19 protein-coding genes are annotated in these 22,397 nt (G+C 68.4%); 12 read left to right on the top strand and 7 right to left on the bottom strand.

Annotation, left to right across the window (positions count from 1 at the left end):
- The first annotated feature begins 205 nt into the window (after positions 1-205).
- The 3 genes from BLU09_RS27010 to BLU09_RS26995 all read left to right on the top strand — a co-directional run bounded on the left by BLU09_RS27010 (position 206) and on the right by BLU09_RS26995 (position 2,779).
- The gene (locus tag BLU09_RS27010) at positions 206-1,360 is read left to right on the top strand and encodes a hypothetical protein (RefSeq protein ID WP_244172064.1); all 1,155 of its coding nucleotides are present in this window, start codon (positions 206-208) and stop codon (positions 1,358-1,360) included.
- A 29-nt stretch (positions 1,361-1,389) separates the two neighbouring features.
- A complete protein-coding gene (locus BLU09_RS27005) occupies positions 1,390-1,707 on the top strand; it encodes an FmdB family zinc ribbon protein (RefSeq protein ID WP_090492499.1) in 318 nt (105 codons plus the stop codon).
- Between the two features lie 325 nt (positions 1,708-2,032).
- Positions 2,033-2,779 carry a hypothetical protein gene (locus BLU09_RS26995; RefSeq protein ID WP_090492495.1) on the top strand — a complete coding sequence of 249 codons (747 nt, stop codon included), beginning with the start codon at positions 2,033-2,035 and terminating at the stop codon, positions 2,777-2,779.
- Between the two features lie 21 nt (positions 2,780-2,800).
- On the opposite strand, the gene BLU09_RS26990 is transcribed toward BLU09_RS26995, so the two are convergent.
- Both BLU09_RS26990 and BLU09_RS26985 read right to left on the bottom strand, forming a co-directional pair.
- Positions 2,801-3,529, bottom strand: a complete 729-nt coding sequence (locus tag BLU09_RS26990; RefSeq protein ID WP_011553715.1) for a PHP-associated domain-containing protein — start codon at positions 3,527-3,529, stop codon at positions 2,801-2,803.
- Positions 3,530-3,591: 62 nt separating this feature from the next.
- A complete protein-coding gene (locus tag BLU09_RS26985) occupies positions 3,592-3,867 on the bottom strand; it encodes a hypothetical protein (protein ID WP_090492493.1) in 276 nt (91 codons plus the stop codon).
- A 229-nt stretch (positions 3,868-4,096) separates the two neighbouring features.
- Here BLU09_RS26985 and BLU09_RS26980 point away from each other — a divergent pair, with 229 nt between their 5' ends.
- Complete coding sequence (locus BLU09_RS26980; RefSeq protein ID WP_011553713.1) at positions 4,097-4,306, top strand: hypothetical protein; 210 nt, start codon at positions 4,097-4,099, stop codon at positions 4,304-4,306.
- Between the two features lie 59 nt (positions 4,307-4,365).
- On the opposite strand, the gene BLU09_RS26975 is transcribed toward BLU09_RS26980, so the two are convergent.
- Together BLU09_RS26975 and BLU09_RS26970 are read right to left on the bottom strand one after the other, a co-directional pair.
- Positions 4,366-6,519 carry an alpha-amylase family glycosyl hydrolase gene (locus BLU09_RS26975; protein ID WP_186817829.1) on the bottom strand — a complete coding sequence of 718 codons (2,154 nt, stop codon included), beginning with the start codon at positions 6,517-6,519 and terminating at the stop codon, positions 4,366-4,368.
- Positions 6,520-6,610: 91 nt separating this feature from the next.
- On the bottom strand, positions 6,611-8,434 hold the full coding sequence (locus BLU09_RS26970; protein ID WP_244172063.1) for a serine/threonine-protein kinase: 1,824 nt from the start codon (positions 8,432-8,434) through the stop codon (positions 6,611-6,613).
- Positions 8,435-8,589: 155 nt separating this feature from the next.
- On the opposite strand from BLU09_RS26970, the gene BLU09_RS26965 reads away from it, so the two are divergent.
- Both BLU09_RS26965 and BLU09_RS26960 read left to right on the top strand, forming a co-directional pair.
- Entirely contained in the window at positions 8,590-9,975 is a 1,386-nt protein-coding gene (locus tag BLU09_RS26965; protein ID WP_090492487.1) for a sigma 54-interacting transcriptional regulator, read from the top strand.
- A gap of 135 nt (positions 9,976-10,110) precedes the next feature.
- On the top strand, positions 10,111-11,040 hold the full coding sequence (locus tag BLU09_RS26960; RefSeq protein WP_244172062.1) for a DUF4382 domain-containing protein: 930 nt from the start codon (positions 10,111-10,113) through the stop codon (positions 11,038-11,040).
- 162 nt (positions 11,041-11,202) lie between these two features.
- Here the strand turns inward: BLU09_RS26960 and BLU09_RS26955 are convergent, their stop codons facing one another.
- Together BLU09_RS26955 and BLU09_RS26950 are read right to left on the bottom strand one after the other, a co-directional pair.
- A complete protein-coding gene (locus tag BLU09_RS26955; protein ID WP_090492483.1) occupies positions 11,203-12,162 on the bottom strand; it encodes a hypothetical protein in 960 nt (319 codons plus the stop codon).
- Positions 12,163-12,173: 11 nt separating this feature from the next.
- Entirely contained in the window at positions 12,174-12,872 is a 699-nt protein-coding gene (locus tag BLU09_RS26950) for a hypothetical protein (RefSeq protein WP_090492481.1), read from the bottom strand.
- A gap of 193 nt (positions 12,873-13,065) precedes the next feature.
- Between BLU09_RS26950 and BLU09_RS26945 the strand changes: the two genes are divergently transcribed.
- Positions 13,066-13,422, top strand: a complete 357-nt coding sequence (locus BLU09_RS26945) for a hypothetical protein (protein ID WP_090492479.1) — start codon at positions 13,066-13,068, stop codon at positions 13,420-13,422.
- Positions 13,423-13,483: 61 nt separating this feature from the next.
- Positions 13,484-14,122 carry a pentapeptide repeat-containing protein gene (locus tag BLU09_RS26940; protein WP_090492477.1) on the top strand — a complete coding sequence of 213 codons (639 nt, stop codon included), beginning with the start codon at positions 13,484-13,486 and terminating at the stop codon, positions 14,120-14,122.
- A 16-nt stretch (positions 14,123-14,138) separates the two neighbouring features.
- Here the strand turns inward: BLU09_RS26940 and BLU09_RS26935 are convergent, their stop codons facing one another.
- The gene (locus BLU09_RS26935; protein ID WP_090492475.1) at positions 14,139-14,738 is read right to left on the bottom strand and encodes a sigma-70 family RNA polymerase sigma factor; all 600 of its coding nucleotides are present in this window, start codon (positions 14,736-14,738) and stop codon (positions 14,139-14,141) included.
- 220 nt (positions 14,739-14,958) lie between these two features.
- Here BLU09_RS26935 and BLU09_RS26930 point away from each other — a divergent pair, with 220 nt between their 5' ends.
- Genes BLU09_RS26930 through glgB form a run of 4 tightly spaced genes read left to right on the top strand, consistent with a single transcriptional unit; the run spans position 14,959 to position 22,160 of the window.
- Entirely contained in the window at positions 14,959-16,956 is a 1,998-nt protein-coding gene (locus BLU09_RS26930; protein WP_090492473.1) for an alpha-1,4-glucan--maltose-1-phosphate maltosyltransferase, read from the top strand.
- Positions 16,957-16,972: 16 nt separating this feature from the next.
- Positions 16,973-18,628 (top strand): maltose alpha-D-glucosyltransferase, encoded by a 1,656-nt coding sequence (treS, locus tag BLU09_RS26925; protein WP_090492471.1) that lies wholly within the window; start codon positions 16,973-16,975, stop codon positions 18,626-18,628.
- Positions 18,625-19,959, top strand: a complete 1,335-nt coding sequence (locus BLU09_RS26920; protein WP_090492468.1) for a phosphotransferase — start codon at positions 18,625-18,627, stop codon at positions 19,957-19,959. Before treS ends, BLU09_RS26920 begins: the two co-directional genes overlap by 4 nt.
- On the top strand, positions 19,956-22,160 hold the full coding sequence (gene glgB / locus BLU09_RS26915; RefSeq protein WP_090492466.1) for a 1,4-alpha-glucan branching protein GlgB: 2,205 nt from the start codon (positions 19,956-19,958) through the stop codon (positions 22,158-22,160). Before BLU09_RS26920 ends, glgB begins: the two co-directional genes overlap by 4 nt.
- Positions 22,161-22,397 lie beyond the last annotated feature (237 nt).

Raw genomic sequence — 22,397 nt, 5'->3', positions numbered from 1 at the left:
CCCTGGGGAGCGCCTCCCCTCCCGTCCGCTCGCCCCCGCGACTTGCATTCGCCGTAGGCTGTTTAGATTGGAATCGGACTGGCTCATTGACACCTGTCTGTGGGCGAAGATAGAGGCATCCGCCCTCGTAAACGAGCATTTTTCCGCGACATTCATGAACAGTCCCTGGCAGAGAAGACGACAGCCCGACGACGTCCCCACCCCCGTGGCGGTTGCCGTCTCGGACTTCTGCCGGCGCGCGAAGGCACCCGCCCCGGCACCCGAGGTCCGCGAGGCGCTGGCCCTCCTCGCCGAGGCTGATGATTTCCGCGTCCGCGCACTGACGGACGGCGAACCCGAGGCGTCCCCTCTGGGGCCCTTCGCCGTCGTGGACATCCTCAACGGCACCCAGGCCTCCGTGGCCGCACAGCGTCAGGCGTGCGGCTTCTACGAGGTCGCCCGCGAGCTGGCGCACGTGCGCGATCAGAAGACGCCACCGCCCGCTCCGGCTCCCGCCGAGCCCCCCCTCACCTTCGCCCCGCCGCCCGCCGCGGACGCGTCCGCCGGGAAGAAGGGCGGCAAGGCCGCGAAGGAGGACCTGGAGGCCACCGTCAAGGAGCGCATCGCCCCGCGAAAGCGCGCCCCCACGGAGGACACCCTGGGCTCGCCCGCCGACTTCGCCGAGGAGCCCGCCCTCTCGCGCAGGGACCTGCCGCGCCCCCGGGGCCGCTTCACCCGCGTGGAGGCGCCGCGCGCGTCCTTCATGGAGCTGACGCGCCTGACCGGCAAGCCCATCGTGGAGGCCGCCATGGAGGCCGCCGACCACCGCTTCGCGCTGCTGCGGGCCCTGTCCCAGCGCTTCAATGGCGCGCGGGGCGAGCTGACGCAGGTGGATCTGGAGAACGTGCTCCGGGACCACGGGCTGATGGATGCGATGGTGGAGAAGGAGCGCCGCCAGGTGCTGGACGGCTTCACCACCCAGCGGGGCGCCGCCGGCCGCGTGGCCTGGGCCCTGGGCCTGAGCCCGTCGGAGCTGCAGCGACTGGTCTCTCTCCTGTCGCTGACGGAGGACGTGGAGGCCCTGCGCGAGCGCTTCCGCCGCGAGGCCCTGGCCACGCCCCACCTGACGCACCGGTTGGACCTGCTCGGGCGCGAGAAGTACCTGACCGACCTGGGCATCCAGAAGAAGTTCGCCGACACGCTCCGCAAGGAACTGGAGCGGCTCGTCGGCGACGTCCTGCACGATGCCGGAGACCTGCACGAACTGGCGGATGCCGTTGCCCGCAAGCACGGCGCCCCGTCCGAGCTCGTCTTCCGCGCCTTCGAGCGATTGGGACTGGCGGACGGACTGCGCAAGCAGCTGCTGGCCGGCTCCCGCTGACTCAACACCCTGACGAGGCACTGAGAACCATGCCCATCTACGAGTACTCCTGCCAGAGCTGTGGAAAGATGATCGACGTGCTGCAGAAGATCTCCGACCCCGCCCCTGCCACGTGCAGCGCGTGCGGCGCCGAGGGGTCGATGACCAAGGTCGTCAGCCGCTCGAGCTTCGTCCTCAAGGGCGGGGGCTGGTACTCCGACCTGTACAGCTCCACCAAGAAGGACGGCGGCAGCTCCTCGTCGAGCAGCAGCGCCTCCTCGTCGTCGAGCGCGTCCTCGCCGGCCAGCAGCGCGCCCAGCACGCCCGCTCCGGCCCCCGCGCCGGCGGCCTCGGGCGACAAGAAGTAGCCCCCCGGCCCGCGCCCACCCGGGCCGGGCCCGCCGAAAATTCGCTCCGGGCATGGGAGCGGCGCACACTCACGCCCCGTGCCCTTCCCCCCCTCCAAGCGTCCTCCCCGTCACTGCGCGCTGTGTGGCCATCCAGAGCTGACGGACACCCGCGGGCTCGGCCGTTTCCTGCTCGTCGCGGATCCTCATGGCCGCGGCCCCATCTGCCCGCCCCAGCGCGGATGCCGCGGCGGCAAGCGCGAGGCGATGGAGCCATCCCCGCTGACGCAGCCAGCCCGGTGAGCTAATCAGGACACCTGCCGCGCCCTGTCCCCGCGGAGGTGCCATGCCGCTCGCCTCATTCCGAATCCTATCCCTGTCCCTGCTGACCGTGCTTGGCGCGGGCTGTGCGTCCCAGACGCGCATGCCGCCCGAGGCGCGGGCCTCCCTCAACCAGACGCTCTCCGGCCCGGAGGCGGAGCAGTACCTCCGCGTCTCCAGCAACGTCACGCCGCTCTTCGGTGACGCCTCCAAGCGCCTGCTGACGCCCTACGCCCCCGAGGACGTCCGGCTCCTCGACGACACGAAGGGCGCCCCCATCAACCCAGGCGCCGTGGAGCGCGTGCTCCCCGCCGGGACGAAGCTGCGCATCACCCGCGTGGAGTTCCCCACCTCCTGGGTCATCACCGAGCGCGTCCTCTACAGCCCACGCGCCTGGCCCTGGGTGTACCTCACGGAAGCCGGCGCACCCGCCAACGCGCCGCCGCTCATCCTGGTGATGCCGCCCAACCTGGACCGTCCGGAGGACTTCCGCACGGAGCTGGAGAAGTACCTGTCCGCGAGGGACTTGAAGCCCACGCTGGACGCGCTGCCGCCCGCGGTGCAGGAGGCCGTGCGTGAGAAGCGACTGGTGGCCAACATGTCCATGGACGCGGCCCGCATGGCCTGGGGCCCGCCGGAGACGGTGCGGCGCTCCCTGGAAGGCACGTCCAGGCTCGAGGAGTGGAGCTATCCCGGGGGCCGCCGCCGCGCCTTCTTCACGGACGGACGCCTCGCGCGCGCCGAGGAGGGCGGCAACCCGGTCGTCCCCTGAGCGGACTTCGGCGAGCGCCGGCTAGCGACGGCGGCGCTTGCCACCACCACCCCGGCCGCCACCACCGGACTTGCGCGCGGCCTGGGCCTCTCCCGGGCGCGTCAGCCGGGGAAGGTCGCCGGCCATCACCGGCCAGAAATCACCCTTCTGCAGCTCGGCCACCAGTTCGGCCTGCGTCTGCACCGGCCGCTTGAAGAGCGTGGCGCCCCGGCCGACCTCGTCGAGCGAACCCCGGGCGTCACTGCCTCCCACACAGGGAAGCTTCAGCGCCGCGGCGGCCTCCACGGCCAGGTCGTTGGAGGTCTGCTTCACCCGGGCGTTGTAGCCCTCCACGGCGCTCAGCACGCCGAGGGAGCGGATGAAGTCCATGGCCGGATTCTGCGAGTCCCGGTCATAGGGCCGCGCGGCGACGATGGCGGCGCCCAGGGCCTTCACCTTGGGAAGACACTCGGCGGCGCTCCACGGCTTCTCGCGGTTGCTGCCCCACATCTGCACCGGCTCCGGGGCCAGCTCCGGCTTCGGGAAGAAGCACAGGTACTGTCCACGATCCGTCACCAGCTCCAGCCCGACGAAGACCTTGAGCTTCGACTTCGCGCCAATCTCGAAGAGCTCGTCGCAGCCGTCCTGGGTGTTCGTCTCGGTGAAGGCCACACCGTCCAGGCCGAACAAGGCGGCCCGCTCCAGCACGGCGCGAGGGTCCAGCTCGCAACCCTTGGACAGGTGGGAATGGGCGTGCATGTCGATGAGCATGGGCGCTGCTCCCTAACAGGCTCCCCCGAGCCCTGTCGAGCCTGCAACGCCCTGCCCGCGGCTCAGGCGAACGCGTAGGACTGGAAGGTACCCTGGGTGGCCTGGGTGTTCTTCTCCTCGTAGGTGCGGATGAGGTACCCCATCAGCATCAGCGAGGACGTGTTCTCCAGCACCCGGGACGGGTCCTTGGAGATGAGGTTCGCACTGTAATTGAGGAAGAACTGGGCCAGCTCCTCACCTGCCTCCTTGACGATGAGCGCATTCAGCGCGGAGGGCTCCATCGTCCGGATGGTGTTGATGAAGTCTACGGCCAGGTCCTTCTTGGTCTTCATGTCCACGGGCCTTCCCCCTTCCCCACTCCGCCACCACTCGCGGCCCTCTGCCACGAGCGCCCCACGCAATCCGGTGCGACCCGAGCAACATAGGCACGGGCGGGAGACTGCAAACCCCCAGGCATGGACGATCAACATCCCCACAACAGGGAAGCCGGGTTTTTGACACCCCGGAACGACGCGTGCGATAACTTCCTATTGTCCTGAATCAGCACCGCACAAGGAGTGGCAGGCGATGTTCACGGGCGTGAAGGTCTTCTCCGCCACCAAGGCGAAGGAGCGCGAGGAGCTGGGTGAGAACGTCACCCGCTGGCTGAAGAGCAACTCCGACCTGGAGATTGTGGACCGGGTCGTGTGTCAGTCGTCCGACAACGAATTCCACTGCTACACGCTCGTGCTTTTCTACAAGCACGGCAAGAGCGAGCAGGCGGCCCCTCAGTCCTGAGTGGGATGCACCGGCGGAAGGGGGACGGCCCACCCCTCCACCGGAACATCCCCGCCCTGTTACTCCTGGTGGGGCACGTAGACAGCGACACCGCGCGGCGGGACGACCAGCACCGTCTCCGTGCCGGCAAGCTGCAGCGTCTGCCCGGAGAAGATGTCCACGTAGGTGCCGCTGCTCGCGGCCAGGCCTCCCATCAACTCCAACACCAGTGAGCGCTGCACGGCGCTCCGGTTGATGGCCACCAGAGCCCCCTTCCCGTCCGGCAGATCGCGCTGGAACACGTAGAGGTCGTCCTCCACGCGCAGGGTCCGCCGCGCGCCCGTCTGCAGCGCCTCGTGCGCCCGGCGCGCCTGCCCCAGCTTCCGCACGAAGTCGAGCAAGTCCCGCTCCTGCGGAGCAAGCGCGCTGCCGAAGCGCATGAAGCGGCGGTTGTCCGGATCAGCCGCGCCCGGCAGGCCGACCTCGTCGCCGTAATACACCAGCGGCACGCCCGGCTGCGTCAGCACGAAGGCGAAGGCGTACTTCATCTTCTCGAAGGCGGCCGGATCCGTCACCACCGTGGACGGGCGGTTGGGGCCGAAGGGATCACTCCCTTCCCCGTGCAGTTGCCCCGCGGCCTGGGAGATGAAGCGCGCCACGTCGTGGTTGCCCAGGAAGGGCGAATTGAGCGTTCCCGGCACATAGGCCTCCTCGTTGGCGCGCACGGCGTCGTCCACACGCTGCAAGCCCTTGCCGTCCGCGAAGGCCTCGCGCACGGGCCAGTACAGGGGGAAGTCGAACTGGCCGTCCAGCTCTTGCGGGCTGATGTAACGGGCAATCTGTGAGCGCCCATCCGTGAAAACGTACGTCTCGCCCACCAGGTAGAACTCGGTGCCCGTCATCGCGGTGATGTCATTCAGCTTCCCGCGGATGGTGCGCCCGGCCACCTGCTCCATGTGCTTCACCGCGTCCATGCGGAAGCCGTCGAAGTCCGCCTGCTCCAGCCACCAGAGCGTGTCCGCGGCGAACTGGTCCACGAAGTCCGACGAGCGCCAGTTGAAATCCGGCAGGTAGTCCGTGAACTTGCAGGTGAGGCGCTTGGCTTCCCAGTCGCAGTCCTGCGTGCCACACACGCAACTGGCGGCGGTGTTGAACCAGCCATCCCGCGCGTGGTTCGCCCAATACGGGTGCTCCTCGTGGACATGGTTGAGCACCAGGTCGGCGATGACGCGGATGCCCCGCTTGTGCGCTGCCGCCGTGAGCGCGCGCAACTCCTCCAGCGAGCCGAAGCGGTGCTGCGTCTCGCGGGGCTTCGACGGCCAGTAGCCGTGATAGCCGGTGTAGTACTTGCCGCCGGTGCCGACGAAGCGCCCCTCGGGGTTCTGATCCACGGGGGAGATCCACAGCGTGCGGATGCCCAGCGCGTCGAAGTACCCCTCCTCCAGCTTCTGGGTGATGCCCGCGAAGTCCCCGCCAAGATAGTTGGCGATGGGGTCCACGTCCGCCACTGGCGCGTCGTTCTCCAGCCGACCATTGTGGAAGCGGTCCGTGAAGGCGAAGTACATCAGCCCCGAGTCCCAGCGGAAGCGCTCCGGCTCCACCCAGAATGGCAGGTAGAGCGACGCCGCCTCGCGGCCCTGGCGGTCCTTGGCCACCACCTTCACGTGGTGCTTGCCCTGCTCCAGGCCCTGCACGTTCAGGCGGAAGCGGCCGGTGGCGGCGTCATAGGCGTCCGGCTGGGGCGTGCCGTCCAGCGACAGCACCATGCCATCGACCGCCGGGCCAGCCTTGTCCGTCCCATCGAGGTAGGAGACGGCCACGTCCAGCGAGCCCTCGGGCGTCACCGTGAAGCGGTTCAGCTCCAGCACGGGCTGGCGGCAGTCCGGGACGATGACGCGCGAATACTCCTCCGCGCGAACCCAGCGCGAGTACGGGTTCTCCGGATCCATCTCCAGCTGGTCGCCCACCACGAAACGGTAGCCGTAGGCGCGCGGCTCCAACCCTTCCAGGCGGAGCGTGAACACGCCGTCACCCCGGTCGGTCATGGGCTGAGCCGGGGAGGCGAAGTTGTTCCATTCCCCCATGACCTGAACGGTGCCCGCCACGGACCGCTGCGGTGCGTAGGTCAACGTCACGTCGCAGGTCCGGACTGGGATGGAGTCAGACTCACCACATGCGGCTGCCATCAGCAGCGCAGGGAGCGTCAGGCGTCGAGGAAGGCGGAAACGCTTCATGCGAGCCCCCTTGTACGGGAGGCTCGCTCGCTTTTCCAAGCCCCCGGCGGGGAGCCGGGTGATTCCATGCGTCGAATCGTGGACGCCCGACCTAGCGGGCTTCGTATTCCTGCAGAATGCGCAGGACAGTGCTCGCGAGCGGATGGTCCGACGGGGCCAGTTCCAGGAAGCGGTGGTAGTTGCGAGCCCCCTCGTCGATTCGCCCCAGCTTCACCTCCACGGCCCCCAGCAGCAGGTAGCACTCGGCGTTGCCGGGCTCGAGCCGGGCGCACTCACGGGCGGCGTTCCGCGCGTCGGTGTACTTCCCCTCACGCTGGAGGGCCCGCCCGGCGGTGAGCACCCGGTGCGCGGGCCCCACCGTCACCGGCGACACCGCCAGGACATTGCCCGCCTCGCCCAGCAACGCCGCATGGGCCTGCCGCGTCTGTCCTCGAGCGCCCGTGCCAGCCGCGTGAACGACCTTGCCGCTCCGCGCTCCGGAGACCGGACGCGCCACGCTGGAACGCCCGGCCGCGACCTCGACTGCGTCATCCGGCGTGTCGGCGCTTCCCGACACCTCGTCGTCATCCGCGTTCTCGACCATGGCCTCGGAGGCCCGCGAAGGCCCCTCCTCCGCGGCCGGGGGTTTCGAGGGCACGGCCACGGGTGGGGCGGGAGGCAACGCGGGTGGAATGATCCGCTGCGCCACGGGCGGCCCGAGCGCGCGCGCCTCTTCCTTGGCGGCAGCCAGCAAGTCGGAGCCCACCTGCGTCACCGCCACCCCGGCGAGCACCGCTGCCACCACCAGGCCGACACCGGCCACCCACTGGGAGCTGCTGCTGCCTTCGGCGAACAGGCCCACCCGCGTCGCACGCGGCGCGGGAGCCTCCTTCTCCGCGTCGTCCACCTCGACGGGCCCGCTCTCCTCGGTGCGGTCGTCCGGCTCCAGGCCCAGCGCTGGCACACCGTGCTGCGTGGGTGCGGGCAGCGGGGGCGCCTCGCGCCAGATGGACATCTCCTCCGAGAAGGAGGCCGGCACACGGGCATCCATCCCGAGCGCCTCCAGGTCCGGGCGGTACAGCTCCCGCAGCAGGTACCCCACGGACATGGGCGAAAAGCGCGGGGTGGTCGAGTAGAGGAACCCGGCCAGGGCATCCCCGAGCGCATGGGCGGACTCGAAACGAGAATCCTTCTGGAGCGCGAGCGCCTGCTGGATGATGGAGTCCAGCGCCACCGGGACGTCGGACCGTACCTGTCGCGGCGAGGGCAGCGGCTGGCCGCTGTTCAACCGCCGCAACACCGTGTGGACCTGGCCCTCCAGCGGCAGCCGGCCGCAGAGCATCTGGAACAGCACCACGCCGGTGGCCCAGACGTCCGTGCGGGCATCCACCGCCTCCCCCCGCGCCTGCTCCGGCGAGAAGAACAGGTACTTCCCCTTCACCACGCCGGGCTCGGTGTTGAAGCTGCGCAGGGAGCGCGCCTTCGCGATGCCGAAATCGACGATTTTGACCTGCCCCTCGTAGCCGATGAGGACGTTGTCGGGGGAGATGTCGCGATGGACGATGCCCAGCGGCTCGCCCTTCTCGTCACTGCGAGTATGGGCGTAGTGCAGGCCGCGGCACATCTCCATGGCGATGAAGACGGCGATGGGCACCGGCAGAGCGTGGAAGCCGGAGCGCAGCGCCCGCTTCAGGATGCGGTTCAGCGGATGGCCTTCCACCAGCTCCATGGCCAGGAAGTACTGCCCGTCCACCTTCCCGAAGTCGAAGACCTGGGCAATGGCCCCGTGCGACAGCGTGGCGGAGATGCGCGCCTCGCTGATGAACATGGACACGAACGCTTCGTCGTTGGCGTACTCCGGGAGCACCTTCTTGATGAGCACGGACTTGGTGACGCCCGCCGCCCCCCGGAGCCGGGCGCGCCACGTCTCCGCCATGCCGCCCTGGCCGACCCGCTCTTGAAGTTCATACCGGCCGAATCGTTCTCGTGGCGCACTTGCCATCGCGGGTGACACCCCCTTTCAAACTTTACCGTATTACCCGGGAATGCGGAGGCAAACCCCTGCAAAGCGGCTGTGATATCGTCCGCGCCGTGGCGAGTCTGGGAGATGAGGACGGGGACGACGAGTTGGTCCGCACCGATGCGTTGCCGGCCATTCGTGTCCAACGGGTACGTACCCGGTTGGTGGTGTTGTCGGGTCCGGACGCTGGCCGCGACTGGCCGCTGATGCCGGGACGCTATCGCGTGGGGTCGGGCCGGGATGCGGACATTCTCCTGTCGGACCGGGCGGTGTCGCGCCAGCACCTCATCCTGGAGGTGAACGAGAGTGGCGTGCGCGCGGTGGACCCGGGCTCGCGCAATGGGTCCTATTGCGAAGGCATGCGCTTCCAGGAGCTGGAGGTGCGCACGGGCGCGGTCCTCAAGCTGGGCACCACCGAGCTGAAGCTGATGCCGGAGAGCGAGCGGCCCCGGGCGCGCCCCCTGTCCGCGCGCAGCGCCTTTGGCTCACTGGTGGGAAACAGCCGCCGCATGCGGGAGCTCTTCACGCTGCTGGAGAGGCTGTCGGCGGGTGAGTCGGACGTGCTCATCCAGGGTGAGACGGGCACGGGCAAGGAGCTGTGCGCGGAGGCCATCCACACGCACAGCCCTCGGGCCCGGGGGCCTTTCGTCATCGCCGACCTGGCGGGCATCGCCCCCTCACTGCTGGAGAGCGAACTCTTCGGACACGTGAAAGGCGCCTTCACGGGCGCGCACGCCGACCGCGCGGGCGCCTTCGAGCGCGCCCACGGCGGCACGCTCTTCCTGGACGAAGTCGGCGAACTGCCGCTGGAAGTCCAACCCCGCCTGCTGCGCGCGCTGGAGCGCCGACAGGTGAAGCGCGTGGGCTCCAACGACTACCGCACCTTCGACGTGCGCGTCGTCGCGGCCACGCACCAGGACCTGGAGGGCTCGGTGCAGGCCGGGCGCTTCCGTGGTGACCTCTTCCACCGGCTCGCGGTGCTCCGCGTCGGCCTTCCGCCGCTGCGGGAGCGATTGGAAGACGTGCCGCTGCTCGTCGATACGGTGCTGCAGCGGATGGGGCGCCCGCCCAGCGCGCTGTCGGACCAGACGCGCGCCCTGCTCGCCCAGTACCCGTGGCCGGGCAACGTGCGCGAGCTGCGCAACGTGGTGGACCGGGTGGTGAACCTGGGCGACGAGGCCCTGCCGGACATCCCGGACCTGCCTTCCCCCCCCGAGGACCCCACCACCCTGCCGCCGCCTTCGGACGACCCGGAGAGCACGCGCCCCATCTCCCTGGACCTCCCCTTCAAGGAAGCCAAGGACCGCATCATCGAAGGCTTCGAACGCGACTACCTGCGCGCCCTCATCGACCGCTGCGAGGGCAACGTGTCCCGCGCGGCCCGTGAGGCGGGCATCGACCGCGTGTACCTGCGCAAGCTGCTGCGCAAGCACGGTCTGGACACGTCACCGGCGTAAGTGGGTGTGGGCCTCCAGGCCCCCTGCTTTCGCGGCGACATCTGCAGGGTCGCGTGGCCGGATGTTTCCGGGCCGGGTCATTACGTGTCGAACGGCCCGGTATTCCAGCGGGCCCTATTCTGGGACGTGCCGACCATGACGATTCGCTCGCGCCTACGCTCGACCCTGTTGGCCCTGCTACCCATCGCCCTGCTCCCGCTGATGGCGTGTGGTGGCAACGAGGGCAAGGTCACCCTGCTTCTGACCGACGCACCAGGAGACGACATCCGCACTGCTGTCGTCACCATCTCCGAAATCTATCTGAAAGGCGGCGACGGCGAAGGTGGCCGCGTGGTGCTGCGCGATACCCCCGCCACCGTGAGCTTGCTGGAGCTCGCCAACTCCACGTCCGAGCTGGTGTCTGACGCGGTGGTCCCCAATGGCGACTACTCCGAGCTCCGCTTCGTCATCACCGGTGGCTACATCGAGGTGGCGAATGCGGACGGCGCGTCGACCGTGTTCGCGTCGTCAGCCGACTACGCCGGCCTGCCCGCGGGCACGCAGGTGGACGGCCAGCTTCACATGCCCAGCTTCGGCACGTCCGGGCTGAAGGTGAAGTTCTCCGAGAAGCTGACCATCGAAGGCGAGCAGAAGGTGCTGCTCGTGGACTTCGACGTCGGCCAGAGCTTTGGCAAGGAAGCCGGCAACGCGGGCAAGTGGGTGATGCATCCGGTCATCAAGGCCGCCGAGGTGACGGCCTCCGGCAGCATCCGCGTGACGGCGGACACGGCCCCGACGGTGACACTGCCCGTGGTGGACGGCCACCAGGTGACGCTGGGCGACTTCAACGCGGTGATGACGAACGACGCGGGCAGCAGTGAGCGGCTGGCGCTGACCGACGAGGACGGCGACGGCACCTACGAGGCGGTCTTCAAGTTCCTCATCCCGGGCACCTTCACGGTGCACCTCGAGCCGCCCTCCTACGTCAGCGCCTCCACCACGCCCGACCAGCCGGTGACGGTGGAAGTGGGTTCGGGCCGCGACGTGGCGAATCACTTCACGATTACGGGGGCGACCCAGCAGTAGCGCGGGCGCGACCTGCACACGGTTACGTGGGGACTGGCGCGGGGTCGGTTCCCAGGGCGAGGCGTCGGGGCAAGTTCCCCGGCGCCTCGTTTTTTTGTGTCACCCAGGCACCGAGTGCGCACACCCCGGCCCTGACGCGGACGGCGCCGCGTCGAAGGCCGCTCAGTAGACGACGAGCGCCTGCGGCGCGTGGTAGCTGACGATGGTCAGCACCGGGATGCGCGGCGCTTCCTCATCCGTCTCCGCGCCGCCCGACGTGAGGCGGACACCGTCGAAGCGCGCGAGGATGACGTAGTCGCGCCGGGTCTCCAGGAACGGGTCGGCGCTCGCCAGACGACCGAGTGCCTCGCGGCCCGTCTCGTCGGAGATGTTCTCCACGAAGCGCCGCGTGGTGTTGCGGCCGGAGCGCTCGGACGTGCTCACCGTGCCCCCGACCCGCCCTGGCCCCGTGAGCACGGACTGCCCGGCCAGGTCACCCGAGTACGAGGTAACGGAGTCGATGCGCTCGCCATGACCCACGACCTCGTCCGTCTGGACGGAGCTGAGGGCCTGCTCCACCAGCCACACCGTGGAGCGCTCACCTTCCGAGCGCTGGTCCGCGACCTGCGCGCGCAGCAGCACGTAGCGGCCCTTGTACGTGTCCGGCCGGTCCATGGCGGAGGCCAACGAGAAGATGGGGATCTGCTTCTCCTGGAGGTAACGCAGCTCGCCCGTCACGCTGCCACCGCGCTGGGCCACCACGCGGGCAATGAGCTTCGCGCCTTCGGGACGCACGCTCAGGTCCTGCGCCCAGGCGCGGCCCAACAGCGCGTTGAGCTGGGTGAAGGGCGTGTGCTCGATGCAGGCCTTTAGGCCATCCCACGCCTCATCCCGCGAAGCGCCCTGGAGGCGCCGCGCGGCGGCTTCACACACGGCCGGGTTGGCGTACCGGGCGGCGAACGCCTTGGGGTCCGAGGTGGGGCTGGGCGCGGGCGGCTCCGGCGGAGGCCTGGCGACGAACACCTCCTCCTTCGGATGAGGCGCGTCCTCCGACCACGTCACGTGGGAATGCGAGGCGCCGCAGCCGGCGGCGAACGTGCCCATCAGGGCCCAGGAGGACAGCTTCCAGGAAGGACGGCGCATGGGCGGAACTCCTAGAGGGAAGCGGAGCCAGGGCTGGCGGAACGGTTGCGCTGCTGGACGGTGGGCGCGGGGTGCGCTCCGGAGCGAGGCAGCGGCAGGACGACGGCGCACGCATCCGCGCACCTGTCACTCAGGCACGCCTGCGTCTGGGGCGCGGTGGCCTGCTGGGCGACCTCGGCATAGCAGCGGTCCGCGGTGCCCGGGCAGTTGGCGCGGGCGGCGCACTCGCAGCACGGCGAGGCCACCGTGGCCATGAACTGCACCTCTTGAAGGACGTTGGCCAGCGCGCGGTAGCAGGACCGAGCGCCGGGAGCGAAGCGGCCCTTGGCATCCACCACGAACGACGTGCCTTCCAGTCCGCACTGGTCCACGGCGGTGATGTAGCGCCGCTCACAAAGCGCGGTGAGCGTCGCGTCCGGGCGGCCCTCGCGGATGTTGCCCACCGCCTCCGTGCACAGCGCGCGGGCCACGTCCTGGAGGATCTTCTTGTTGGACGCGTCCTGCGAATCGCTGGGCGCGCCCGCGGACAGGTCCGCCTCGAACACGCATTCCTTCCCAGCACGCAGGGTGTCCACGGTGCAGGACCACGCGGTGGGGGACTCATCCGCGACAGGGGGCGCCGCGAGCGCTTCAGGCGGAATCGCTGGCGCGCTGGAGTCCGGCGCCGAGCCCAACAGGAAAAGGGAGACGAGGATCGCCTTCATGGACATGACAGGTTAGGACGGCGCCTCGCCGGGCACAAACCGTCCCGCCACAACTGTTCCGCGAACCGTGGCGTGCTCCCCTTCCCTACCTCCTCCGCGCCGAACCGACGTCCACCTCCGAACGAAGCGGAGGCCTCGGAGTCCTGGAGCATCCGCCCCGGGGCACGCATGATGGCGCCGGTTTCCTTGCAAGGGGTGGATGGTGGGACGTGCGGACGACGCGGCGTGGCGGCCATATGAAGACGGGGGCTCCATCGGGTGGGTGGGGACCCAGGGCGGCACCATCGCGCGGGATGAGGACTTCGGCGGCCTGGCGCGGCTCACCTACGAGTTGGATGACACCCGCTCCTTCCACGCCATCGCCTGCTCCGTCACCGGTTGGCTCCTCTACCACCGCTTCTTCGACAACGCGGCGGCAGCCACCGCCGCCTTCGAGGAGATGAAGCCCGCCTTGGAGGCGCTCCTCACGCAGCTTCCCGAAGGAGGGCCAACGTCTCCCGCGAACACCCGCCTCGCGGGGCCTCTGCTGGCGGCCTTCACCGTCCGTCATGGATAGAGAATCCAGAGCGAAATGACCTGGCCCGCGAGCGCCATCTGGCGTTAGTGACGGGCCCGCCATGGCCTCCCAGCGCATCCACGAAGAAGACAGCTTCGAGAACGAAACCTTCACCGACCTGAACCTCCAGGAGACGGACCTGGGCGGGAAGGAGTTCTACCGCTGCACGTTCCGCAACTGCACCCTGCAGGAGAGCCGCTGGACGAGGACTCGAATGGAGTCCTGCGTCTTCACCGGTTGCGACCTCACGCGAGCCCGGTTCACGGAGACGTCCCTGCGCGACGTGCGCTTCGAGAGCTCCAAGCTGATGGGCATCGACTGGACGGACGTGGGCACCTTCCCCGAAGTCACCTTCGACGGCTCCAACCTGCGCTACTGCACCTTCGCGGGGCTCAGCCTGCGGAAGACGGCGTTCCTGCGCTGCACGGCGCTGGAGATGAACTTCATCGACACGGACCTGTCCGAGTCGGACTTCAGCGATTCGGATATCACCGGCAGCAACTTCCGCGGCTGCACGCTCACGAAGGCGGACTTCGGAACCGCGCAGGGCGTGTTCATCGACCCCGCGCGTAACCGGGTGAAGGCCACGCGCATCCCCGTGGAGGCCGCGGTGAACTTCGTCCAGACGCTCGGGCTCGTGGTGTCCGGCTACGGTGAGGGCCCAAAGGCGAAGACGGAGCGCAAGAAGGGCCGTTCCTGACCGACCGGCATGGGGGCTAGGCGTGGGGGCGCAGCATCTCCAACAACGCCCCCAGCTTCTCCAACGCGAGCCGCGCACGGGTCTTCACCGTGCCCAAGGGGTCTCCGGTGCGCTCGGCAATCTCCCGCTGGGAGAGGCCCTCGAAGTAGGCAAGCTCCACCACCGCCCGCTGGTCCGGAGGAAGCTGGGCCAGCGCCGCCATCACGCGAGCACGTGCCTCCCCCTGGCTGACCGCTTCGTCCGGCGCGGCGGGCGCGGCGCTGACCGGAGGCTCCTGCTGCACGGCCCCCTCCACCACGCGGGCCGCCGTTCCCTGCGCCCGCAGCCGGTCGATGGCGCGCGTGCGCACAATCGTCGTCACCCAGGCCTCCAGGCCGCCGCGTTCGGGATTGAACTCTCGGGCACGCCGCCAGACCTCCAGGAAGGTCTCCTGCAACACCTCTTCCGCGTCAGCGTGGGTCGGTAGCAACCGCAACGCGATGGCGAAACACCGTCCGCCGCAGCGCGCATAGACGTCGCGCATGGCCTGCGGGCTCCCCATGGCGACTTGCCGGAGGAGGGCCCGGTCCAGCGCTGGGTCGCTTGCTCGGGGCACAGCGGAGGAAGGAGGCGCCATGTTCGTCCCGGATAGCTCAAACGGCAGGGCAGTTCCCAGCTTCAAGTATCGGCAGGCGGGCACCCGGGCGCGCTGTGCCTTCCAGGGTGGGCAGTGCCCGCCCCCATCCTTAACGTTGACGAGCCAACGCGGCTGGCACGGAAGGCGTCCAGCATCGACAACAGCCGCGATTCGCCGCGAGGCAATCACAACCCAAGACCTATAAGGGCCGCCAGCCACCATGACTGAACGACTCGGAAGCGTATTCATCGAGGGAGTCAGCCCCGAGCTGGACGCTGGACGTCACGCCGTGAAGCGCGTCGTGGGAGAGAGGTGCACCGTCAAGGCCGATGTCTTCAAGGAAGGCCATGACGTCCTCGTCGCCGTCATCCGCTGGCGCCAGGTGACGCCCAGGGCGCAGCAGACCGACTGGGAGGAAGTGCCCATGCGCTTCCTCGGCAATGACCGGTGGGAAGGCGAATTCCCCCTGACGCGGAACGGCCGCTACGAGTACACGATTGAGGCCTGGCCAGACCTCTTCCGGACCTGGACGTCCGAGCTGAAGCGCAAGGTCGACGCGGGCCGCGACGTGCGCAGCGAGTTGCTGGAAGGCGCCGCACTGCTGGAAGGCGCCGCCGCCCGTGCCCGCACGGCGAAGCAGTTGGACGACGCGCGCGTGCTGGACGAAGCGGCCGTCCGGCTGCGACAGCCCCCCTCCCCTGACCTCCTCGCCGTGGCCCTGGCCCCCGAGCTGGCCGACGTGGCCTCGACCCATCCAGACCGTTCACTGGCTCGCCGCTACGACAAGGTCTTGGAGGTCTTCGCGGACCGGGAGAAGGCCCGCTTCAGCGCATGGTACGAATTCTTCCCGCGTTCGGCGAAGCGCGACGGCGTCACCCACGCCACCTTCCGCGACGCGGAAGGCTGGCTGCCGTATATCCAGCAGCTCGGCTTCGACACCGTCTACCTCCCGCCCATCCACCCCATTGGCCGCACGGCGCGTAAGGGCAAGAACAACAGCCTCAGCGCGGCGCCTGACGACGTGGGCAGCCCCTGGGCCATTGGCGCCTCGGAAGGCGGCCACAAGGCCGTGCACCCGAAGCTGGGGACGCTGGAGGACTTCCGGCACTTCGTGGAGACGGCGCAGGCCCACGGCATCGAGGTGGCGCTGGACCTGGCCTTCCAGTGCTCGCCGGACCACCCGTACGTGAAGGAGCATCCGGAGTGGTTCCAGCACCGGCCGGACGGCACCATCAAGACGGCGGAGAACCCGCCCAAGCGCTACGAGGACATCGTCAACTTCGACTGGATGGGCCCTGCCCGTGAGTCGCTCTGGGCGGAGCTGGAATCCGTCGTCCTCCACTGGGTGAAGCAGGGGGTGAACACGTTCCGCGTGGACAACCCGCACACCAAGCCCACGCAATTCTGGGCCTGGCTCATCCGACGCGTGCAGGAAGCCCATCCCCAGGTCCTCTTCCTGTCCGAGGCCTTCACCCGCCCCAAGGTGATGAAGGCCCTGGGCAAGGTGGGCTTCACCCAGTCGTACACCTACTTCACCTGGCGCAACTTCAAGGGCGAGCTCCAGGAGTACCTGGAGGAAATCACCCAGCCGCCGGTGTCCGACTACTTCCGCGGCAACCTCTGGCCCAATACGCCGGACATCCTCCCGGAGTTCCTCCAGAACGCGGGGCCCGGTGCCTTCCGTCTGCGCGCGGCGCTGGCCGGTACGCTCTCCTCCGTGTGGGGCATGTACTGCGGCTACGAGCTGTGCGAAGGCCGCCCCATCCCGGGCAAGGAGGAGTACACCGATTCGGAGAAGTACCAACTGGTCGCGTGGGACCTGGACCGGCCCGGCAACATCCGGGATTGGATTGCGCGCCTCAACGCCGCGCGCCGCACACACCCCGCGCTGCACCAGTACGGGACGCTGCGCTTCTTCTCGTCGAACAACGACCGAGTCCTCTTCTACGGCAAGCGCACGCCAGACGGCGGCAGCACGGTGCTGATGGCGGTGAGCCTGGACCCGTATGCCGCCCAGGAGGCGCTGCTGCACGTGCCGCTGGAGTGGCTGGGCGCGCGCCCTGACGAGACGTATCAGGTGCACGAGTTGATGTCGGACCAGCGCTCGCTATGGCAGGGTCCGGACGTGCAGGTGCGCCTGACGCCCGAGCAGCCCGCGGCCCTCTGGGCCGTTCACCGGTTCCGCCGCACCGAGAACGCGTTCGACTACTACGAGTGACAACCCGAGAGGCGTAATGGACCTGGATCCCCTCTGGTACAAGAAAGCCCTTATCTACGAGCTGCACCTGCGTGCCTTCCATGACTCCAATGGCGACGGCCACGGGGACATCCCCGGTCTGATTGAGAAGCTTCCGTACCTCCAGGACCTGGGCATCAACTGCCTCTGGTTGCTGCCCCACTACCCTTCGCCGCTGCGCGATGACGGCTACGACATCGCGGACTTCTACGGCGTCCACCCGGACTACGGCACGCTCGCGGACTTCCAGCGGCTGGTGGATGAGGCGCACAAGCGCGACATCCGCGTCATCACCGAGCTGGTGGTGAACCACACCAGTGACCAGCACCCCTGGTTCCAGGAAGCGCGCAGCGACCCCAACAGCCCCAAGCGCAACTGGTACGTCTGGAGCGACACCGACGAGCAGTACAAGGGCGCGCGCATCATCTTCCTGGACACGGAGCGCTCCAACTGGACGTGGGATCCGGTGGCCAAGCAGTACTTCTGGCACCGCTTCTTCAGCCACCAGCCGGACCTCAACTACGACAACCCCGAAGTGCAGGAAGCCATGCTGGACGTCATGCGCTTCTGGCTCAACATGGGCGTGGACGGGTTCCGCTGCGACGCCGTGCCCTACCTCTTCGAGCGCGAAGGCACCAACTGCGAGAACCTCCCGGAGACGCACGCCTTCCTCAAGCGCCTGCGGAAGACCATCGACTCCGAATACAAGGGGAAGATGCTGCTGGCGGAGGCGAACCAGTGGCCCGCCGACGTGCGCGTGTACTTCGGCGACGGCGACGAGTTCCACATGGGCTTCCACTTTCCGGTGATGCCCCGCCTCTACATGGCGGTGCGCCGCGAGGACCGCACGCCCATCGTCGAAATCATGCAGCAGACGCCGGACATCCCGGACAACTGCCAGTGGGCCATCTTCCTGCGCAACCATGACGAGCTGACGCTGGAGATGGTGACGGACGAGGACCGGGACTACATGTACCGGGAATACGCCACCGACCCGCGCATGCGCATCAACCTGGGCATTCGCCGCCGGCTGGCGCCGCTGATGGACAACGGCCGCCGGCGCATCGAGCTGATGCACAGCCTGCTCTTCACCCTGCCCGGCACGCCCGTCCTCTATTACGGCGACGAGATTGGCATGGGCGACAACATCTACCTCGGCGACCGCAACGGCGTGCGCACGCCCATGCAATGGACGGGAGACCGCAACGCGGGCTTCAGCCGCGCGGACTACGCACGCCTGTACGCGCCCGTCATCGCCGACCCGGTGTACGGTTATCAGTCCATCAACGTGGAAGCCCAGGAGCGGGTGAAGTCCAGCCTCCTGCACTGGGTGAAGCGGATGATTCGCATCCGCCAGCGCTACCCCGTCTTCTCGTTGGGGAACCTGCGCTTCCTCCAGACGGACAATCGCAAGGTGCTGGCCTTCATCCGTGAATGGGAGGGCCAGACGGTTCTGGTGGTGTGCAACCTATCGCGCTTCGCCCAGCCCGCGGTGCTCGACATGCGTGAGTGGGAGGGCGCCGTGCCGGTGGAGCTGATTGGAGAAACCCCCTTCCCGCGGGTGAGTGAGATTCCGTATCAGCTCTCCATGGGCCCCTTCATGTTCCTGTGGTTCCGGCTGGACAGGTCCCAGCAGATGAGGAGCCTCGAATGACAACCCTCGACTTGACCAAGCTCCCTGAGTACCTCAAGCACCAGCGCTGGTTCAGCGGCAAGGCCTGGCCCATCAAGCACGTCACGGTGATGGACCACGCCGCCGTCGAATCGGGCGGCTGCTCCTTCAGCCTCGCCGTGGTGGAGGTCATCTACGAACTGGGCAGCCCGGAGCGCTACCTGTTGCCCGTCCATCCCTCCACCGAAGGCGTGCGAGACGCGCTGGAGAGCGATGAATGCCTGCGCGGCCTCTTCGACCTCATCCGAACCGGAGGCCAGGTGGCGTCCGCGTCCGGCCGCGTGCAAGGCGAATGGATTGGCGGGCAGGACGGCTTGCTCGCGCTCCCCGCGTCACCGGAGGTGCGGCGGCTGCAGGTGGAACAGAGCAACACCTCGGTGGTGCTGGGTGAGCAGGTCATCCTGAAGATCATCCGCAAGCTGGAAGCCGGCGTGAACCCGGAGCATGAGGTGGGCCGCTTCCTCGCGACCAAGACGTCGTTCCGAGCCACGCCTACGCTGTTGGGCGCGCTGCATCTGGAAGGGGCGGCGGGCGCGACGCTCGCGGTGGCCCACCGCTTCGTGCCGGACGCGACGGACGGCTGGAAGTACACGCTGGACCGGCTGCGCCAGGAGCGCGCCGTGGGTCCGCGCTTCCAGTCGGAGATGCGCGACCTGGGCTCGCGTCTGGGCGAGCTCCACCTGGCGTTCGCCTCGGCGACCGACGAAGACCCGGCCTTCACGCCGGAGCCGCTGTTGCAAGAGGACCTCCAGCGCTGGAGCGCCTCCATCGTCGGGGAGCTGGGCGTGACGCTGGCGGACGCCAGCCGGCAGAACCCGGAGCTGGAGAACCGGCGCGAGGACCTCATCGAGCACGCGAAGCGCTTGGCGCAGGTGCCGCCCTCCGGCCAGAAGATTCGCATCCACGGCGACCTCCACCTGGGGCAGGTGCTGCGCGCCAACAACCAGTGGCTCATCTTCGACTTCGAAGGCGAGCCCGCGCGCTCCTTCACCGCCCGCCGGGAGAAGTACAGCGCGCTGCGCGACGTGGCGGGGATGATCCGCTCGTTCGACTACGCGGAGGCGACGGTGGCGCTGGAGGGTGGCACACCCCACGAGCGCATCAGCACCATCCGCGACGCCTTCGTGGAAGGGTACCGGCAGGTGACGCGCGGCGCGCCCTTCCTGCCCGCGGACGACGACAGCTTCGACGTGATGCTGCGTGCGTTCGAGTTGGAGAAACTCCTCTACGAAGTGCGATACGAAATGCAGAACCGGCCCGACTGGGTGCGCATCCCCCTCCAGGCCCTCTTGCGTATGGAGGCATCCAAGTGAGGAAGCCAGCCGACAAGGCCCAGGTCGACGCGGAGCTTCAGCGCGTCGTGGAGCTGAGGCATCCGGAGCCGCACTCTGTCCTGGGCATCCACCCGGATGGGGATGGCGTGGTGATTCGCGCCTTCCGCCCGGACGCCGTGGCCATCCACGTGCTGCCAGAATCCGGCGGTCGCGTCGCGATGACGCACCGGCTGGGCGGCGTCTACGAGGCCCGCATCAACGGCAAGGACCAGACGTTCAACTACTTGCTGGAGGTGGAGTACCCCGGCAAGCGCGTCTTCACGATTCGAGACCCGTACAGCTTCCTCCCCACCCTGGGGGAGATGGACCTGTATTACGCCGGTGAAGGCCGCCACGAGCGCCTCTGGGAGCGCATGGGCGCGCACCTGCTGCACCACCACGGTGTGCGCGGCACATCGTTCGCGGTGTGGGCCCCCACGGCGGCGGGCGTGTCCGTGGTCGGTGACTTCAACGGCTGGGACGGCCGGCTGCACTCCATGCGCCGCATGGGCTCCTCCGGCATCTGGGAGCTCTTCGTCCCCGAGGTGGGCGAAGGCACCCGGTACAAGTTCGAGATTCGCCCCGGCCAGGGCGGGCCCAACGTCCTCAAGGCGGACCCCTTCGCCTTTCGCACCGAGGTCCCCCCCGCCACGGCCTCCGTGGTGCACGACCTGGCCCGCTACACCTGGGGCGACGCGGCGTGGCTGGAGCAACGCGCGCAGCGGCGGGACGTCCATCACCAGCCGTGGAGCGTGTACGAGGTCCACCTGGGCAGTTGGCGCCGGGTGGTGGAGGACGGCGACCGGCCCATGACGTACCGGGAGTTGGCCCCGGCGCTGGCCGAGTACATCAAGTTCACCGGCTTCACCCACGTCGAGCTGCTCCCCGTGGCCGAGCACCCCTACGGCGGCTCCTGGGGCTACCAGGTGGGTGGCTACTACGCTCCCACCGCGCGCTTCGGCCACCCGGATGACCTGCGCTTCTTCATCGACCACATGCACCAGGAAGGCATCGGGGTGCTCGTGGACTGGGTGCCCGGACACTTCCCGCGCGACCTGCACGCCCTGGGACAGTTCGACGGCACGGCCCTGTATGAGCATGCGGACCCGCGCAAGGGCGCGCAGCCGGACTGGGGCACGCTGGTCTTCAACTTCGGCCGCAATGAGGTGCGCAACTTCCTCATCGCCAATGCGTTGTTCTGGATCGAGGAGTACCACATCGACGGACTGCGCGTGGACGCGGTGGCGTCGATGCTCTACCTCGATTACAGCCGCAAGCAGGGTGAGTGGATTCCCAACCGCTGGGGCGGCCGGGAGAACGAAGAGGCCATCCATTTCCTGCGCGAGCTGAACGAAACGGTCCACCGCAAGCACCCGGGCGTCGTCGTCATCGCCGAGGAGTCCACGGCCTGGCCCAAGGTGTCCGCGCCGGTGTCCGAAGGCGGGCTGGGGTTCGACTACAAGTGGAACATGGGGTGGATGCACGACACGCTGTCGTACTTCTCCAAAGACCCCATCTACCGGCAGTACCACCACAACCAGCTCACCTTCGGCCTGCTGTACGCGTTCAGCGAGCAGTTCATGCTGCCGCTGAGCCATGACGAGGTGGTGCACGGCAAGGGCAGCCTGTACGGGCGCATGCCGGGCGACCCGTGGCAGAAGCGCGCCAACCTGCGCGCCCTGTTCGCGTGGATGTGGGCGCACCCAGGCAAGAAGCTCGTCTTCATGGGCGGCGAGTTCGGCCAGCCCGCCGAGTGGAACCACGACAAGAGCCTGGACTGGCACCTGACGCACGACCCGGGGCACCACGGCATCCTTCAGCTGGTCTCGGACCTGAACCGCATCTACCGGGACATGCCCGCGCTTCACGATGCGGACGGCGAGCCCATGGGCTTCCAGTGGCTCCAGCCGGACTCAGCCGCGTACAACGTGTTCGCGTTCGTGCGGCGCGCGCGTCAGCCAGGACGACATGTGGTGTGTATCGCCAACCTGTCGCCAACGGTGCGGGAGAACTACCGCGTGGGCTTCCCGTTCCAGGGCCGCTACGTGGAGTTGCTCAACACGGACGCCGAGCAGTACGGCGGCTCCAACCTGGGCAACATGGGCCAGATTCACACCGAGCCCACGGGCTGGGATGGCCAGCCGGCTTCGGCCACCCTCACCCTGCCCCCGTTGTCCGTGTTGTGGTTCACGCCGGGCTGAGTCAATGCCTCGACGCAGGGGCGTTCGCCGCAGCATCACCGCGGACTCCCCTGCCCGTCCCCTCAAAGACAAACACCAATCACAGACAAATCAATCACAGACACAAGTAAATACACATTGAATTCACTGGGCATCCAGTCAGCGAACGGGAACCAGCCAGGCGCTGACCGAGCAGGCCCGTAGACTCGACACATGGGGTGCCAAAAATCACTGAACATCCAGTCAGCCGAAGACGGC

The organism is Myxococcus virescens (genome assembly GCF_900101905.1).
Lineage (GTDB): Bacteria > Myxococcota > Myxococcia > Myxococcales > Myxococcaceae > Myxococcus > Myxococcus virescens.
The sequence above is the reverse complement of the archived record's forward strand: the minus strand, read 5'-3'. Positions and strand labels throughout refer to the sequence as shown.

Coding starts and splice junctions, on each gene's coding strand:
- BLU09_RS27005 (WP_090492499.1), top strand. CDS start 1,390: ATGCCCATCTACGAGTACTCCTGCCAGAGCTGTGGAAAGATGATCGAC.
- BLU09_RS26995 (WP_090492495.1), top strand. CDS start 2,033: ATGCCGCTCGCCTCATTCCGAATCCTATCCCTGTCCCTGCTGACCGTG.
- BLU09_RS26990 (WP_011553715.1), bottom strand. CDS start 3,529: ATGCTCATCGACATGCACGCCCATTCCCACCTGTCCAAGGGTTGCGAG.
- BLU09_RS26980 (WP_011553713.1), top strand. CDS start 4,097: ATGTTCACGGGCGTGAAGGTCTTCTCCGCCACCAAGGCGAAGGAGCGC.
- BLU09_RS26975 (WP_186817829.1), bottom strand. CDS start 6,519: ATGAAGCGTTTCCGCCTTCCTCGACGCCTGACGCTCCCTGCGCTGCTG.
- BLU09_RS26970 (WP_244172063.1), bottom strand. CDS start 8,434: ATGGCGGAGACGTGGCGCGCCCGGCTCCGGGGGGCGGCGGGCGTCACC.
- BLU09_RS26960 (WP_244172062.1), top strand. CDS start 10,111: ATGACGATTCGCTCGCGCCTACGCTCGACCCTGTTGGCCCTGCTACCC.
- BLU09_RS26955 (WP_090492483.1), bottom strand. CDS start 12,162: ATGCGCCGTCCTTCCTGGAAGCTGTCCTCCTGGGCCCTGATGGGCACG.
- BLU09_RS26950 (WP_090492481.1), bottom strand. CDS start 12,872: ATGTCCATGAAGGCGATCCTCGTCTCCCTTTTCCTGTTGGGCTCGGCG.
- BLU09_RS26945 (WP_090492479.1), top strand. CDS start 13,066: ATGGTGGGACGTGCGGACGACGCGGCGTGGCGGCCATATGAAGACGGG.
- BLU09_RS26940 (WP_090492477.1), top strand. CDS start 13,484: ATGGCCTCCCAGCGCATCCACGAAGAAGACAGCTTCGAGAACGAAACC.
- BLU09_RS26935 (WP_090492475.1), bottom strand. CDS start 14,738: ATGGCGCCTCCTTCCTCCGCTGTGCCCCGAGCAAGCGACCCAGCGCTG.
- BLU09_RS26930 (WP_090492473.1), top strand. CDS start 14,959: ATGACTGAACGACTCGGAAGCGTATTCATCGAGGGAGTCAGCCCCGAG.
- treS (WP_090492471.1), top strand. CDS start 16,973: ATGGACCTGGATCCCCTCTGGTACAAGAAAGCCCTTATCTACGAGCTG.
- BLU09_RS26920 (WP_090492468.1), top strand. CDS start 18,625: ATGACAACCCTCGACTTGACCAAGCTCCCTGAGTACCTCAAGCACCAG.